Origin of the sequence: Bacillus sp. NH11B (genome assembly GCF_001884205.1) — a bacterium.
Taxonomy (GTDB): domain Bacteria; phylum Bacillota; class Bacilli; order Bacillales; family Bacillaceae_G; genus Bacillus_A; species Bacillus_A proteolyticus.
Genome location: NZ_MAOG01000108.1, coordinates 29,995 through 46,031 on the forward strand (window position 1 = coordinate 29,995; position 16,037 = coordinate 46,031).

Annotated in this window: 15 protein-coding genes and 2 pseudogenes; 2 read left to right on the forward strand and 15 right to left on the reverse strand. The window is 35.6% G+C overall.

The genetic code is table 11. The annotated features are described in order from the left end of the window. Positions 1-133: 133 nt before the first annotated feature. The gene (locus BAU27_RS18695) at positions 134-367 is read left to right on the forward strand and encodes a DUF2627 domain-containing protein (protein ID WP_001190193.1); all 234 of its coding nucleotides are present in this window, start codon (positions 134-136) and stop codon (positions 365-367) included. A gap of 51 nt (positions 368-418) precedes the next feature. Here the strand turns inward: BAU27_RS18695 and BAU27_RS18700 are convergent, their stop codons facing one another. After that, on the reverse strand, positions 419-1,147 hold the full coding sequence (locus BAU27_RS18700; protein ID WP_071771630.1) for a glycerophosphodiester phosphodiesterase: 729 nt from the start codon (positions 1,145-1,147) through the stop codon (positions 419-421). Positions 1,148-1,197: 50 nt separating this feature from the next. On the opposite strand from BAU27_RS18700, the gene BAU27_RS18705 reads away from it, so the two are divergent. After that, complete coding sequence (locus BAU27_RS18705) at positions 1,198-1,344, forward strand: YycC family protein (protein WP_001247671.1); 147 nt, start codon at positions 1,198-1,200, stop codon at positions 1,342-1,344. A gap of 148 nt (positions 1,345-1,492) precedes the next feature. On the opposite strand, the gene BAU27_RS18710 is transcribed toward BAU27_RS18705, so the two are convergent. The 14 genes and pseudogenes from BAU27_RS18710 to xseA form a co-directional block, all read right to left on the reverse strand. Next, positions 1,493-2,065: a PRK06770 family protein gene (locus BAU27_RS18710; protein WP_071771631.1), complete on the reverse strand. Its 573-nt coding sequence runs from the start codon at positions 2,063-2,065 to the stop codon at positions 1,493-1,495. Positions 2,066-2,315: 250 nt separating this feature from the next. Continuing rightward, positions 2,316-2,414, reverse strand: a pseudogene (locus tag BAU27_RS32940) (sporulation transcription factor Spo0A); the annotation flags it as partial. 227 nt (positions 2,415-2,641) lie between these two features. Further along, positions 2,642-2,827, reverse strand: a complete 186-nt coding sequence (locus BAU27_RS32945; protein WP_254797973.1) for an ANIS5 family metal-binding protein — start codon at positions 2,825-2,827, stop codon at positions 2,642-2,644. A 126-nt stretch (positions 2,828-2,953) separates the two neighbouring features. Next, positions 2,954-3,523 carry an imm11 family protein gene (locus BAU27_RS18720; protein ID WP_071771633.1) on the reverse strand — a complete coding sequence of 190 codons (570 nt, stop codon included), beginning with the start codon at positions 3,521-3,523 and terminating at the stop codon, positions 2,954-2,956. Between the two features lie 34 nt (positions 3,524-3,557). Continuing rightward, positions 3,558-4,830, reverse strand: a pseudogene (locus BAU27_RS31905) (WXG100 family type VII secretion target). Positions 4,831-5,407: 577 nt separating this feature from the next. Continuing rightward, positions 5,408-6,202 (reverse strand): sporulation transcription factor Spo0A, encoded by a 795-nt coding sequence (gene spo0A, locus BAU27_RS18730; protein ID WP_000411416.1) that lies wholly within the window; start codon positions 6,200-6,202, stop codon positions 5,408-5,410. A 287-nt stretch (positions 6,203-6,489) separates the two neighbouring features. After that, positions 6,490-7,782 (reverse strand): SpoIVB peptidase, encoded by a 1,293-nt coding sequence (gene spoIVB, locus BAU27_RS18740; protein ID WP_071747073.1) that lies wholly within the window; start codon positions 7,780-7,782, stop codon positions 6,490-6,492. A gap of 118 nt (positions 7,783-7,900) precedes the next feature. Then, positions 7,901-9,640 (reverse strand): DNA repair protein RecN, encoded by a 1,740-nt coding sequence (gene recN / locus BAU27_RS18745; RefSeq protein WP_071771634.1) that lies wholly within the window; start codon positions 9,638-9,640, stop codon positions 7,901-7,903. 271 nt (positions 9,641-9,911) lie between these two features. Then, positions 9,912-10,361, reverse strand: coding sequence for an arginine repressor ArgR (gene argR / locus BAU27_RS18750; protein WP_001032581.1), 450 nt, complete (start codon positions 10,359-10,361; stop codon positions 9,912-9,914). Between the two features lie 142 nt (positions 10,362-10,503). Then, the gene (locus BAU27_RS18755; RefSeq protein WP_071771635.1) at positions 10,504-11,343 is read right to left on the reverse strand and encodes a TlyA family RNA methyltransferase; all 840 of its coding nucleotides are present in this window, start codon (positions 11,341-11,343) and stop codon (positions 10,504-10,506) included. A gap of 3 nt (positions 11,344-11,346) precedes the next feature. Continuing rightward, positions 11,347-13,239, reverse strand: a complete 1,893-nt coding sequence (gene dxs, locus BAU27_RS18760; RefSeq protein WP_071747076.1) for a 1-deoxy-D-xylulose-5-phosphate synthase — start codon at positions 13,237-13,239, stop codon at positions 11,347-11,349. Between the two features lie 308 nt (positions 13,240-13,547). After that, positions 13,548-14,441 (reverse strand): polyprenyl synthetase family protein, encoded by an 894-nt coding sequence (locus BAU27_RS18765; RefSeq protein ID WP_071747077.1) that lies wholly within the window; start codon positions 14,439-14,441, stop codon positions 13,548-13,550. Further along, on the reverse strand, positions 14,441-14,671 hold the full coding sequence (xseB, locus tag BAU27_RS18770; RefSeq protein ID WP_000428422.1) for an exodeoxyribonuclease VII small subunit: 231 nt from the start codon (positions 14,669-14,671) through the stop codon (positions 14,441-14,443). Before xseB ends, BAU27_RS18765 begins: the two co-directional genes overlap by 1 nt. Beyond that, positions 14,661-16,019, reverse strand: a complete 1,359-nt coding sequence (xseA, locus tag BAU27_RS18775; protein WP_071747078.1) for an exodeoxyribonuclease VII large subunit — start codon at positions 16,017-16,019, stop codon at positions 14,661-14,663. The genes xseB and xseA overlap by 11 nt, the downstream gene beginning before the upstream one ends. Between the last annotated feature and the right edge of the window lie 18 nt (positions 16,020-16,037).

The following is a 16,037-nucleotide window of genomic DNA, read 5'->3' on the forward strand; positions in this document are numbered from 1 at the left end:
TTACACTTCCTCTCGAAGTATCTCTGCAAAATTTTTCACATTCTTATCTTACTCGTTCAGCAACCTCTTGACAAACCCCCATTCCATATAACATCATTAAAATATACAAAATAATCTGAAAAGGAGCGTTTATATGCAGCGTTACCTCGCTCTATTATTAGCACTCATCCCCATTTCATTAGCCGTGCTTGGTATTAAACTAATGAGAGATACTGTATTTGGGATTTTGTTCTCCCCAATCCCTATATTATGGTTACAATTTTTAATCGGCGCTCTTTGCTTTGCACTCGGGTTTTATATCTTCGGCGGCTTCGTCTTACACAGAGATCGTAAGAGAAATAAAGTACAAGCACGCTTCAGAAGATAAAACAAAGTTTTCACATATCATAAATAAAAAATGAGACCATTATATTAGGTCTCATTTTTTTATCGGTAATAAAGTTCTTGCTGTTTCAGGATAATCAGTAATAATCGCTGATATATTCATATCAAAATATTTACGCATAAGCGTTTCTTCATTTATCGTGTAAGGACGAACCTCCACACCACTTTCCATCGTTAATTCAGCGATAGCATCTTGAAGATAACGATAATTCGGATGTACTGCAGTAGCACCCATCTTTTTTGCATATGCCCACGGGCTATGCAAACCTTCGCGATACAAAATAGCTGTTTGAATATCAGGAGCCATCATATGACATCGCTTCATACTATAGTGATTAAAAGAAGAAAATACAATCCAATCCTCTAGACTAAACTTACGTACAAGTGTTATAACCTCTTCTTCTAAACCTCTGTATGGGATTTTATTATTTTTCAGTTCAATATTGAGTAGCAATTTCGTTTTTACGAGCCATTCTAACACCTCTTCTAGAAGAGGTATTTTGCAAAAACCTACTTTGTCACCGAATTTATAACTCGCATCCAACTTACATAAATCCTCATATAAATAATTTCGAACCTCACCTTTTCCATTTGTTGTCCGATCCACCGTTTCATCATGAATAACGACAACTTTTCCATCTTTCGTGAATTGAACATCGAGTTCAATTCCATCTGCTCCGAAAGCCTCCGCCGCTTCAAATGAAATCATTGTATTTTCCGGATACGTTCCCGCTGCACCACGATGTGCAAATATAAGAGTCATCCTCACTCCCCCAATCTTATGCTATACTATACGAAAAAGGAGGTACTTCTATGAGACCATTACAAATTTCTCCAGACACTGCAGTCCGCCTATCAAAAGCGTTAGGTGTTCCACTTGAACAACTTATGCATATGCCACAGCATATTTTAATCCAAAAATTAGTTGAATTAGAAAAACAAAATAAAGACGAAGAATAATATAGTCCTGTTTTGCAGGGCTTTTTATTATCATCTATTATATCATGGATAACTTACCCACTAAAATTATGAATGCATGGAACAACAAAATAAAAAGCCTCTATAGAGAAGCTTTTTTCTACAAATTGCAATTTTAAGTTCCACCAACCTATTGAAGGTCTCCAGATTTATGTAATTCACCTGTTACTACATCTCCAAAATTGTTTAAAGAAAAAGTTTGCTCTTCTAGCGAGTCCATAACTCCTGTCGCTTTTCCGATATTACCACCTTGTAGTTTCCAAAAGTAGTTATGATCGTCCACAACTTTACTAAAATCTTTGTTTATCCATCTTTCAGCAATCGCTAAAAGTTCTTCTTTCGTTTCAAAAGCACTCTCATTTAAGATACTTCTTACTTTTTCAGCATTCTCTTTAGACATCGGGATTGCTCCCCATTTTTGCTCAGCTATTACTTTTTGGTGGGTCATACTGTGCATCGCTTTAACCACTTCTTCTTCAGTAGAATCTTTTGTAATTTGGAGTTTCGCACTTGCACCACCAATCTCACCAAACTGCGCTTCTTTTTCTTTTGGAACTGTTTTATATTCGCTTGTATCTATTTCAGCACTAGCTTGTTTTTCCACCGGATTATCTGCAAGTTCCAACATTCCAAAAGTTATACCAACAGTAAGCCCGACTAAGCCTATTGCACATCCAATCCAAATTAAAATTTTCTTTTTCATATAAATACCCCCAAACATTTCCAGTTTGTCCCTTAACAAATTCTATATCAAAAAATATCCCTTTATAGATAATTTTACTAAATGTATGTTTTATTTTCCATATAAATCAATAAACCACCTTTGAATGTGTCATAATCATATTTCTTATGAAATACGACTTCAATATTATTCTTATAACAAAATAAAAGATCAACGAGTGTTTTAAACTCATTGATCTTTTATAAAAAAATTTATTTTGAATATACTACTCTCAACTAGCCTTATGTTCAAGTCTTACCTTATCCGCAACCATTGCGATGAACTCGGAATTCGTAGGTTTTGCTTCTGACATTGATACAGTATAACCAAAAGCTTTAAACGTTGATATGTATACGTTTCTAACATTTTCTTTTCGTCCAATAAATACGCTAAATTTCACGCCCTTTATTGGTTTAGTTTTTCCTAATTCATTGGTAACATTACGTTACTAATGTGTATAGGAATATAAATCAAATGACATTCGTGTACTATTATTCATTTCATCGACTATCTGGTACGACTTTATTCTATTGTTTCAACTTTATCTCAAAATATAAATCAATGTATAGATGATTGACGATTCTTAATCATTGCTAACGGAACTTGAACACTTCCATAAGACACGCCACAAGTGAAAATATGTCCTATCATACTCATTATAGCTTCATGTTTTTCTTTTTCAGTTTTGGACTTATTATTCAGTATCGTATCTATCATTTCTTCGCATTGTTTATATTTCACCATTGCTTCAGCTTAAATCAGTTCAAAAATTTCTTTTTCATTTCCATCATAATTGTTTAACATTCTTAGAATTTCTGAAACCTTTGCATCCATGTTACTAACTCCTGTCAGTTATTTTAGGACTGTCTTTTACATGTTTGCTTCTGAATCCCATACCTCTACAAATTCAAAACCTTTTAAATCACTTTCTAACACTGTATTTTTAAATTCTTTAGATACAAAAACAGCAGTAGGATGAATCCTTTTATTTACATATACTTTAAAAATCACTTCATTTTGAATAACATTAGGAGTAAATGCAAATTTTTCACACCCTATTATTAAACCTGTAATTAGTTTTTTTAAAATTGCTTTATCACTATCAATTGCATCTAATACATTTAAAACATGAACTACATAATATACTTCACCTGTTGTATTGTTAATAAGTGGAAGAAACTCAACATTAGCGCCTATTAAAGGTTCTAATAATTTTTTCGCTTGTTCGCTAACCATTGGTGCACCAGTTTCTCCCCAAAAATAAGGAAAATCACTATGATTTCCTTCTTCTAGACATTCAATAAATATTTCTCCCCATGAATCTAGTAAAATTGTAGTGGAGTTGAATTTTCCTTCAAAATATTTCTTATCCTTTTTATAATTTAATAGTTGGAAAGACTCATAGTTATCAGATGAACTCTTCAATTCCCAAATTTTCATTTTCCTTCTCCTTTATATTTAATCTATTCATAAATTATTTCGGGCTATTTAATTTTAAGCCGCCATCTAATAAACGTGTTCTTATGTCATGTAAAGCTGCAACAGCGTCTGCTTGAGTACCACCATATTCTTTAACTTCTTTTAGTACCTTAGTTACCTCTTTCATATAATCCGTACTATGATTACCTATATGTAACACTTCAGTAGTCACATATTCATTTACTTTATATGGTAAAAACACTCCATTAGCAGCAGAATCATGGTGTATTCCAAATTCTTTTAATAATTTTTGTGCTTCAATAGCCCTTTTATCATTCCAAGGTGTTAGATGATGTGCTGCATTAGAATATGGGGGTGGTTCAATCCCTGCATCCTTAAGTTCTTCACGTAATACTTTAGATGCTGTATACGAATCGGGATAATCATTTTTTACATCTACTCTATCAAGAACTTTATCCGCATAATCTTTTATTACTTCTTGTACACCTTTAACTCTACTTCTTCCACCAGTTTCGGAAAACATAAATGTATCACGGGCTTCTTGTAAAGCTTCAAAAGTTTTTATCTGATTGCTACCAAAGCCACTAGTACCCGCGAATGCAAATCGGTCTTTCAATGGTAATTGATTCGAAACAGACGAGATACCTTCTGATACCTTTGCTAAATTCGTACCCTTTGCAAGTGTAGTGACTTTGCTTATTCCTTTATCACCAATAAGTCCTAAACCAACTTGAGTTAAAGCATAACTTCCCCATTTTGCACGACTTTCTGCGTCACCATTTATTACATCATTAATAAATGAATCCGACAATACATTATACATGGTACTAAGTGTATCAATAGGATGCAAGGCTGCGTTCCCCATATTTTGCCACGTTTCCCATTTACCAAGTGCCTTAAATCCTTCTATAGTATCTTCAACGGCTTCCCCTGCACCTTCTACAATACCATCTCGAATTTTTTCGAAAGTAGATTTTTCAGGTAGCTTACCACACATTGCCCCCTTCTTCTATCTTTCCATCAACTAAATTACCATCATAACGTTCATCAGCATTACGAAACTTTTCAGCAGCGTGCATTAGTTCTTCTGCAATCTTATCAAATTCCCGAAACACATTAAACATTTGAGGTTTTGTTTCATTAAACATCTGATAAAACCTTTGACTCGTTGCACCATTCCACATTGAAGCTACGTATTCCGTTTGGTTATATAAATCTTTATGTATCTGTTCTAATCTATTTTTAGTTTCAAGAACAAGCTTTGCTGACCGTTCTAGCCGTTCTGGCGTAACCTTTATTTGCGTCATGCTACCCCTTCTCCATACAATATTTTACAAACGAATTATATCACGTGAAACTATTTTACTGTACTAAATATTCGGATTTTCTAACCAAAAAAATTTAATCCCACTCCTTTTAAAGAAGTTGAAACGAAACAGTCTGCTATATAAAGCAAATAAATACGAGAATCCTACCAAAATATAGCCTCCCTTAATTTCCTCTTTGCTGAATCAAGTGTTCGCCTTACTCTTTCAGGGTGAGTTATCCCATGTAAACACCCTAAGTCTCTATATGATAAATAAGGACTTTCTATATACATCGTTATTAAATCCGCTTCTTTTTTCATGCATTTTCAAATTTATTAAGGGTAGATCGTGCCATAGATTTTATTAAATAATCATTCAACTTTGCTTTAATCTTTATTCTATTAATCTACAATTGAAAGTTATTCATACAACAAAAAACCTCCTAATTATTGGAATCTAAATTTCAATCCAATAATTAGAAGGTTTTTAAATTAACCGCCAATTACCTATATACTTTATTGCCTACATATGTAATTGGCGGTTATTAAATTTTGTTATGACATTAATACGACAACATTTACGAAGCCTTATGTTCAAGTCTTAGCTTATCCGCAACCATTGCAATAAATTCGGAATTCGTAGGTTTTGCTTTTGACATTGATACAGTATAACCAAATAAGGACGAAATAGAATCAATATTCCCACGGCTCCAAGCCACTTCAATTGCGTGACGGATTGCGCGCTCGACACGACTTGCTGTTGTATTATATTTCTTTGCGATATCTGGATATAATACTTTCGTAATAGATCCTAGTAATTCGATATCATTGTACACCATAGAGATTGCTTCTCGTAAGTACATGTACCCTTTAATATGAGCGGGTACACCAATTTCATGAATGATACTTGTAATACTCGCATCTAAGTTTTTCGGTTTTCCATCGATCGTTGTTGCTGATCGGAAAGATGGTAATGGACGTTTAATGGTAGCATTTGCCTTACCACTCACTTGACGAATATGACTCGTTAAATTCTCCATATCAAATGGTTTTAATATGAAATATGATGCACCTAAATCAACCGCTTTTTTCGTCACATCTTCTTGTCCAAATGCTGTCAACATAATAACGCTTGGTTGTCTTAACCTTTCAATATGTCGCATTTTCTCTAGCACAGCTAGACCATCTAAATGTGGCATAATAATGTCTAAAACGAGTACATCAGGCTGCTTGTCTGTCAATAAGTTTAAACATTCTTGACCATTGTAAGCAGTTCCGATCACTTCCATATCATCCTGAGCAGCAACATAGCTCTCTAGCATTGATACCAATTCTTTATTATCATCCACAAGACATACTTTAATTTTCTCCACAGTTTTTCCTCCCTTACCGAATCGATTCTTCCGACATGTGTAAGCTTCTAGGCTACATGAATTGTTCGACAATTGTGTGAAAATTCCCTTTTAAAGTTTCTTACTTTCCGATAAAAACACAAAAAAATATATTTATCGCCCATTTACTTTCTTTCGCAACACATTCCATCATAGAATTACAACGAAACGTTCAACCCTTTTCTTATATTTTACAACAAAAAACAGCTCTTGCGGAGCTTTTACAAAATTTCAACGAATTTTTCAATAGAAAAGCGAGCTAATATGCATTAGCTCGCTTTTTTCTCTTGATCATAAATATTAATTCCAGCCTCATGTAACATCCATTCAATATGAACACCGTATCCTGACGTTGGATCATTTACAAATACATGTGTAACAGCACCAATTACTTTCCCATTTTGTACAATTGGACTTCCACTCATCCCTTGTACAATACCACCCGTTTTTGCTAGTAAACGTTTGTCTGTCACTTTTATAACCATACCTTTTGTAGCTGGGAACTTTTGCGGTACCGTACTAACAACTTCAATATCAAACGCTTCAACTTTATCTTGATCAATAACTGTTAATATTTTCGCTGGTCCTTCTTTTACTTGATGGGATAATGCGATAGGCATTGCTTTATCCATTATGCCGTTTGTCATATTTGTATTTAATTTTCCAAAGATACCATACGGGCTATTTATTGTAATATTACCAATCACTTCACGATCCGGTGAAAATCTTGCTAATTTTTCTCCTGGATTCCCGTGACTTCCTCTTTCAATAGAGGTTACGGTCGAGCGCATAATTTGTCCATCTTCTACTTGAATTGGCTTTTTTGTATCATTATCAGAAATGACATGACCAAGTGCCCCGTATTTCATGGAATCCGGATGAACAAATGTCATTGTTCCAATTCCAGCTGCCGAGTCACGAATATATAAACCAATACGATAAGACGATTCCCCGCTGTCTTTTTGTGGCGTTAACTTAGTGCGAATGTATTTTCCATCTCTTAGCAAAACAAGATTAAGCGGTTCACCTGTTTCTCCACTATTATGAATAAATGGCGCTACATCACTCATTCTTTCAATTGTTTTCCCATTAATTGCAGTAATCATATCCCCAATCTGTACACCAGCTGTTTCACCAGGAGATACTTTACCCTTTTCAGTTTGAATTAAATGATGGCCTACAACAAGTACACCTTTTGTGTTCAATTTCACACCAATCGATTGTCCACCGGGGATAACTTTAAAATCTTTTAATACTTTTACATTTACTTTTTTCACTGGAAAACCAGCGAGTTGAAACACCATATCAGCTTCACCATTTTGGTGAGAATTCACCATAAGCTCTTGTTCATTTGAACTTACTGTAAATACATTACGATTTGTAGATGAAGCCTTAAAAACTGGTAATGATGCTATTTCTGATTGTTGTCCTTCAAAAACAACAAGTTGCTTCGGGGATGAAATAAACGTTCGAAGCGGTTTAAAACACCCAATAAAAACTAAAGAAACAAGGAGACAAAGACCTATTATTTTTCGAAATCTTTCTAATTTCAATTTGTTCACTCTCCTCGCTCCTACCCCACATTCAGCCTCTTGGCTTCACTTTTTAATCTCTCCTTGCAGTGCTTTATTTATAACCGGAAGAATTAAGAAATCATCATTTGAGAAAAAAAGCTATCCATTACTGGATAGCCTCTGCTGTCTGTTTGAAATGATGTGCTTGCGTAAGTAACTCTTTCGCATGCTCTGTCGTTAAATCTGTAATTTCCACACCAGAAATCATCCGAGCAATTTCTGTTACTTTTTCATCCGTACTTAGCACCGTAACAGATGTAATCGTCCGATCATTCGCCACTTGTTTTCTAATAAATAAATGCGAGTCCGCCATTGAAGCTACCTGAGGTAAGTGCGTAATACAAAGTACTTGCGAGTTTACCGATACACGATAGATTTTTTCCGCAATAGCCTGTGCAACCCGACCACTCACACCTGTATCCACTTCATCAAAAATAACTGAAGCAACACCTTGATGCTTAGAAAAAATACTTTTTAAAGCCAAAATAATACGAGATAACTCTCCGCCAGAAGCAACCTTTGAAAGCGGCTTTAACGGTTCACCAGGGTTCGTCGAAATATAAAACTCCACGTGATCGTAGCCATCCGCCGTAAGTTTCACCGGTGTTCCTTCCACAAGAGGTTCTTCTGCATTTCCTTCCCGCTTCATTATTCTCACTTCAAATTTTGTTTTTTCCATATATAATTCTTTTAATTCTTGATGAATAGCGTTTGTAAGATGGTCTGCCAGTTCATGACGCATATCACTTAACAACGTTGCTTCTTTTAAGATAACACCTTCTAATTCCTTTAGCTGCTTTCTCGTCGTTTCAATATGTACGTCTTTATTTTCAATTGTAAAAATTTCTTGTTCAATTTTATCAGCATACGCTAAAATCTCTTCTACAGTATTTCCATACTTTCTCTTTAACATACGGATTTCATTCAACCGTGTTTCAATTTCATCTAAACGTTTCGGATCATATTCCATCATATCTAACTTTTCTCTAAGCTGATATGCAACTTCTTCTAATAAGTAATAGCTATTTGCAATTGAATCATGGTTTTCTTGATACGCCTCATCTAAATGCGTAATACTCTCCATTTGGCTCATTGCATTCCTTACATGATCTAGCCCTTGGCTGTCCCCACTCAACGAACGATACGCATCCCCTAACGCTTTATAAATCTTTTCAAAATTGGATATTTTCAATCGTTCCTCAGTCAATTCATATTCTTCATCCATTTTTAAATCTGCCTTACGAATTTCTTCATGTTGGAATTGAATTAAATCTAGACGATGAGCCATTTGTTGTTCATTTTCACTTAAAGATTTCAGCTGTTTTTTTAATTTTTCATAGTCCCCGTATACGTTCTGATATGTGTCTAATTGTTTAACAATACGATCTCCATCAAAATGATCTAGCATAAACATATGACGCTCTTCATTCATTAAATCTTGCGTTTCATGCTGTCCATGTATATCAACAAGCGTTTTTCCAATCTCTTTTAATATACTAAGTGTAACAAGCTTCCCATTTACACGGCATACACTTTTTCCGTTCGCAGCAATATCACGTTTCAAAATAATCATGCCATCTTCTATTTCTATATCTAATTCTTCTGCCTTTGCGATACATGGATGTTTATCATCTTCTACATAAAATAAACCCTCTATTTCAGCCTTTTCTGTTCCATATCGAACAAACTCCGCTGAACCACGGCCGCCAACAAGCAAACTAATCGCATCAATAATAATCGATTTTCCAGCTCCTGTTTCACCACTTAAAACGGTTAAACCTTTTTGAAAAGAAATATTTAATGCCTCAATAATAGCAAAGTTTCTGATCGATAATTCCGATAACAATGCCCCATTCACCTCGTTATAAACTAATCCCCTACTAAGGGCTTTTTTTAAGTACTCTTCATTCAAATAGTTATACTATATGTTTATATGTATAAATTACTCATCTAACCCGCTCCATTGTACCAAACATTCGTTTTACGGGTCAATCCACCTATTTTCTAACTTTATTTAAAGAAAATATTATATTGCATTTAATAATTCATATTTTTAACCAATAAAAATATCTTGTTTACTTTCCACTTTACAGAGGAAAGTAAACAAGATTTTTTTGTTACAGCATATTTAAGAAACGATCAGAGACAACACCTGTATCTTCAGGTGTACGGCAAATAATTAAGCAAGTATCATCACCACAAATGGTTCCGATAATCTCATCCCACTCTAAATGATCAATAAGTGCCCCAAGTGAATGAGCGTTACCAGGCAATGTTTTTAGCACAAGCATATGTCCTGCCGTGTCTAATTTTACAAATGAATCCACTAGATTTCGTTTTAATTTTTGCAACGGGTTAAATCGTTGATCTGCTGGTAAGCTATATTTATAGCGTCCATCATGTAATGGCACCTTAACTAAGTGCAGTTCTTTAATATCGCGCGATACTGTTGCTTGCGTTACATTAAATCCCTCATTACGTAAAATATCAACTAGTTCATCTTGTGTTTCAATTTCTTTGTTCGCAATAATTTCCCTGATTTTAATATGGCGCTGACCTTTATTCATACATTTGCACCTCACACTATCTCTTACCATAGTTTAAACATTGGTATACTTCACTTATTTATGTTAACGTATAATTCGTTTCTTGTACACAATTGTTTTTACAATCATTATACAATTACAACAAAAAGAGGAACAACATATGTTATTCCCCTTTCCCTTTTTGTTTTAGAACGTCATGCGCTTCTGTAACAACTTGCTCAATAGAAACCGGCGAATGATTTTCGCCATTCTCACGCTCTCCATGCCATTTTAGATGGATTAAAAATTCAATATTACCATCCCCGCCCGTAATTGGCGAGAATGTTAAACCTTCGACATCATAGCCTTCCTTCAGAGCAAAATCGACAATCATTTCCACGACAGCTTCATGTACTTTTCTATCACGAACAATGCCTTTTTTCCCAACTTGGTCTCGTCCAGCTTCAAACTGCGGTTTAATTAATGCAGCTACGTCACCATTTAACATAAGCATTGTTTTTAAAACCGGCAATATTAGCTTTAATGATATAAATGAAACATCGATACTTGCAAACTGCGGTAAACCGCGCTCTAAGTCTGCCGGTGTCACGTAACGGAAGTTCGTTCGTTCCATCACAACAACACGCTCATCTTGACGCAATTTCCACGCAAGTTGATTATATCCTACATCTAATGCATAAGATAACTTCGCTCCATTTTGAAGCGCACAATCTGTAAAGCCACCAGTTGATGAACCAATATCTATCATAACTTTATCTTGTAAATCAAGTTGAAATGTCTCTAATGCCTTTTCAAGCTTATAACCACCACGGCTTACATATGGCATAACTTGCCCTTTCACCGTAATCTCTGTATCTTGTGAGATTTTCTCTCCTGGCTTATCGAGTCTCATTTCATTCGCATATACGAGCCCTGCCATAACAGCACGTTTAGCCTTCTCACGCGTTTCTATAAGTCCTCGCTCTACTAATAGTACATCTACTCTTTCTTTTTTTACGCTCATTTGTTACGCCCTTTTTTGTTTTGATGGAATCATTGTATGAATACGGTCTACAACAGCATCTGTCGTCAAACCAATTTCTTCCAATAATTTTGTTACACTACCGTGCTCTATGAAACGGTCTGGAATACCCATTCTTTCAATTAATGCACTATGGTATCCATTTTCAGATGCAAATTCAACTACTCCTGTTCCAAAACCTCCGATTAAACAAGCTTCTTCAATCGTTAAAATCGGTATATTTTTTCCTAAAAGCTCATGTAAATATGCTTCATCCATTGGTTTAATAAAGCGAGCATTCACTACTTTGACTGAAACTCCAGCCTTTTCAAGACGCTCAGCTGCTTCCATTGCCATCGGAATTGTCGTACCAAACGTTAAAATTGCTGCTTGTGTGCCTTCTTTTAACGTTTCCCATGAACCAATTGGAATCGCCTTTAATTCTTCATCCATATGAACGCCAAGTCCATTACCGCGCGCATAACGCAAAGCAATCGGTCCATCTTCATATTGCATCGCCGTATAGACTAAATGTTGACCTTCATTTTCATCTTTCGGCATCATAAGCACCATATTCGGCAAGTGACGTAAAAACGCGATGTCAAATACACCTTGATGCGTTTCACCGTCTGCTCCTACTAATCCAGAGCGATCTATTCCAATGAAAACATTTAAATTTTGACGACAAATATCATGAACAACTTGGTCATATGCTCTTTGTAAAAATGTTGAATAAATTGCTAAGAATGGCTTCATCCCTTGTGTTGCCATACCAGCCGCCATTGTTGTAGCATGCTGCTCTGCAATACCTACATCAATCATGCGATCCGGAAATTCTTTTTGGAATTTCTCAAGTTTCGATCCAACAGGCATTGCAGGCGTAATTGCAACGATACGTTCATCCGTTCTCGCTAGCTTAAGCACTGTTTCACTAACAACAGCACTCCATGCTGGTGCAACTTCCTTCGGTTTAACGAAGTCACCTGACTCGATTTTATACGGTCCTGTTCCATGCCAAGTTCCAATAACGTCACTCTCAGCTGGTTTATAACCTTTTCCTTTTTTCGTAATTACATGAACAAGTACTGGGCCTTTTGTTTTCTTTGCATATTGCAACGTTTCGAATAACTTTTCATAATCATGCCCATCGACCGGACCTAAATATGTAAAGCCTAATTCTTCAAAAAAGACGCCTGATACTAGTAAATATTTTAGACTATCCTTTATTTTCTCTGCTGTCGCAGCAACTTTCCCGCCAACTGCTGGGATTTTCTTCAATATATACTCTAATTCATCTTTTACCCAATGGTACTTCCCTGCGGTACGTAAACGACCAAGTACATTATGAAGCGCACCGACGTTTGGTGCAATTGACATTTCATTGTCATTCAAAATAACAATCATGTCCGTTTTTTCATGACCAATATGGTTTAATGCCTCTAAAGCCATTCCGCCTGTTAATGCACCATCTCCAATGATTGGTATAACGTATTCTTCCGTTTTCTTTAAATCACGCGCTAGAGCCATTCCCATTGCAGCAGATAGTGACGTCGAACTATGACCAGTTTCCCAAACATCATGCTCACTCTCGCAGCGTTTTGGGAAACCACATAGACCTTGGTATTGCCTTAATGTGCCGAATTCTTTGGCACGCCCTGTTAAAATTTTATGTACATAGGATTGATGTCCTACATCCCATAAAAACTTATCTTTCGGACTATCAAATAATTTATGCAGAGCAATTGTGAGTTCTACTACACCTAAATTAGGTGCAATATGTCCACCTGTTTGAGAGAGCTCTTCAACTAAAAACTTACGAATATCCTCACTCAACCCCTCTAGTTCACTAATAGACATATCTTTCAAAAAACTAGGGTTTTGAATTTGCGTTAGATCCACACGGATCACTCACTTTCATTTCATAATCTGTCAACATGTCAAATATTATAAGAAACATTTACACAACACAAGAAATTCTCTTTCTATTCTTTTTATCTTGTCCTGCTTTCAGAAAACACTTCCATTTTTTTCACTTATCATATTATACATCATATTTCTTTACGCGATGAAAAAAATAGCCGCTAACACGAAGTGATAACGGCAATGTAATCTACATATATTTTTGCCAATAACAAGAAAAGAAAAACCTTTTCCTACATTTATATCATAAAATGATGAATGACTCAACAAATGAAAACGCTGTTATATTAGTTATTACGTTTTGCGATTAAATCACAAATAGATAGTAAATATTCATCTTGTAATTGCAAGGAGCTAATAGAATCTTTTGCTTTTGCAATTGTCTCCTCTAAAATAGATTTCGCTCTATCTACAGTAAATAACGTCGTATATGTGCTCTTTTCGTTGGAAGCATCACTACCAATCGGTTTTCCAATCTCTTCTTCTGTTCCTTCTACATCCAAAATATCATCTCTAATTTGGAAAGCTAGACCGATATATTTCGCAAATGCAAGTAGCTTCTCTTCTTGCTCTTCTGTCGCATTAGAAATTATCGCTCCTGCAAGTACAGCAAACTCAAGCAGTTTACCTGTTTTATGCTTATGGATGTACTCTAATTCATTAATTGTAAGTCGTTTTCCTTCAGCTTCCATATCTGCTACTTGTCCAGCAACCATTCCTTCAGGTCCTGCTGCTTTCGCAAGTTCAAGTACAAGCCTTACTTTTTTTTCAGCAGAGATTTCTTTATGCTCATAGGCCATAATAACTTGAAAAGCATATGTCAACAAACCATCTCCTGCTAAAACTGCCATTGCTTCACCAAATACTTTATGATTTGTAGGCTTTCCTCGTCTTAGATCATCATCATCCATACAAGGTAAATCATCGTGAATTAACGAATATGTATGAATCATTTCAAGGGCACAAGCTGCACCCACTCCAAGATTTTTTTCTTTCCCAAACGCTTGTAACGTTGCAAATAAAAGTAACGGGCGGAGACGTTTCCCACCCGCTTCCAAAGAATATGCCATCGCTTCACGAAGCACATTTGGACATTGTAATTCATTTGCATAGCTTACAAGCTTTTCTTCTACGAAAGTTTTACTCTCTTTCAAAAAAGCATCAAAAGCTATATGTGTCACTATGCTTCATCTCCTAAAGCAGTAAACGGTTTAAGCTCTCCATCTTCCCCAAGGATAACTGCCATTTGTTCTTGTACATCTTTCAATTTCTCATCACAAAGCTTAGATAATTCCATACCTTCTTTAAAGTAAGAAATCGCTTCTTCTAAAGGTACATCACCTTGTTCAAGCTTAGAAACGAGATGCTCAAGTTGCGAAATTGCTTCTTCAAAACTTAACTTATTTTCCACTATTCAATTCACGCTCCTCTATGCTTGATACGCTACAATCTAGTATTCCATCTTGTAATTGAACTGAAACAGCATCTCCAAGGCTAACATCTTTCACACTTTTTAACACTTGCTTCTCTTCATCATATACAAGCCCATACCCTCTCATCATTACTTTGAGTGGACTTAATGCTTCAAGCTTTTGAGCAGCTCTCACAAATGCAAACTCCTTCATCTGAAGTAAGGTTTGCATTTCACGTTGCAATTGCTTTTGCAACGTTTCAATTGCCGTTTTCGTTTGTATAATTTTTTGAGATGGGTGGTGCTTTTCTAAATAAAATGAAAGTTGCTTTAATTGATTTACTTTTTTATCTATATAACGCTCTTTCGCTAAAACAAGTTGTTCAAGAGCCCTGTCTAGCTGCTCTTCTTTTTGTTCATACACTTGCCTTGGATAACGGAACGCATAAGATTTTTGTAACACTTGTAGTTTTTCTTCTTTTTTATGTACTCTCTCTCTCATTGCTCTTTGCAATCTCAGAGTTCTTTGTAATACCTTTTCTTGTAACTCTATAATATTAGGTACCGCCAGCTCAGCTGCTGCAGTCGGTGTTGGTGCACGTAAATCCGCAACAAAATCTGCGATTGTAAAATCGGTTTCATGGCCTACAGCCGAAATAATCGGAATCTCACTTGTAAAAATTGCTCTTGCAACTACTTCCTCATTAAAGGCCCATAATTCTTCAATAGAGCCTCCACCACGTCCTACAATTAAAACGTCAATATCTCCCATTTCATTCGCTGTACGAATCGCTTGTACAATCGAGGGAGCTGCTGACTCCCCTTGTACAAGTACTGGAAACACAATAACATTCCCAATTGGGTAACGACGTTTAATTGTTGTTATAATATCGCGAATCGCTGCTCCTGTTGGCGACGTGATTACACCTATTGTTTTAGCATACGGAGGAATTATTTTTTTATAAACTTGAGAAAACAAGCCCTCTTCCTCTAAACGAACTTTTAATTGCTCATAAGCTAAATGCAAGTTTCCAATTCCATCAGGCTGCATGTCTTGAATATAAATTTGATAAGAACCACTCGCCTCGTAAACAGAAATCTTTCCTTTTACAAGTACTTTCATTCCATTTTCCGGTCTGAATTTAATGTTACGATTATGACCCGCAAACATAACCGCTGCAATTCTTGCATTTTCATCTTTCAATGTAAAATACATATGACCACGGCTATGATATTTGAAGTTGGAAATTTCTCCTTTTAACCAAACAGACTGCAAATGCGGATCATACTCTATTTTTGTTTTAATATAGCGTGTTAATGCTGTAACGGTTAAATATTGTTTCTCCATTGCTCTCTCCTCATAGCC

Excerpts from the sequence above, each read along its gene's own strand:
- BAU27_RS18695 (WP_001190193.1), top strand. The coding sequence starts at position 134 with ATGCAGCGTTACCTCGCTCTATTATTAGCACTCATCCCCATTTCATTA.
- xseA (WP_071747078.1), bottom strand. The coding sequence starts at position 16,019 with ATGGAGAAACAATATTTAACCGTTACAGCATTAACACGCTATATTAAA.
- BAU27_RS18755 (WP_071771635.1), bottom strand. The coding sequence starts at position 11,343 with ATGAGCGTAAAAAAAGAAAGAGTAGATGTACTATTAGTAGAGCGAGGA.
- BAU27_RS18720 (WP_071771633.1), bottom strand. The coding sequence starts at position 3,523 with ATGAAAATTTGGGAATTGAAGAGTTCATCTGATAACTATGAGTCTTTC.
- BAU27_RS18705 (WP_001247671.1), top strand. The coding sequence starts at position 1,198 with ATGAGACCATTACAAATTTCTCCAGACACTGCAGTCCGCCTATCAAAA.
- BAU27_RS18700 (WP_071771630.1), bottom strand. The coding sequence starts at position 1,147 with ATGACTCTTATATTTGCACATCGTGGTGCAGCGGGAACGTATCCGGAA.
- BAU27_RS32945 (WP_254797973.1), bottom strand. The coding sequence starts at position 2,827 with ATGGTGAAATATAAACAATGCGAAGAAATGATAGATACGATACTGAAT.
- BAU27_RS18710 (WP_071771631.1), bottom strand. The coding sequence starts at position 2,065 with ATGAAAAAGAAAATTTTAATTTGGATTGGATGTGCAATAGGCTTAGTC.
- argR (WP_001032581.1), bottom strand. The coding sequence starts at position 10,361 with ATGAATAAAGGTCAGCGCCATATTAAAATCAGGGAAATTATTGCGAAC.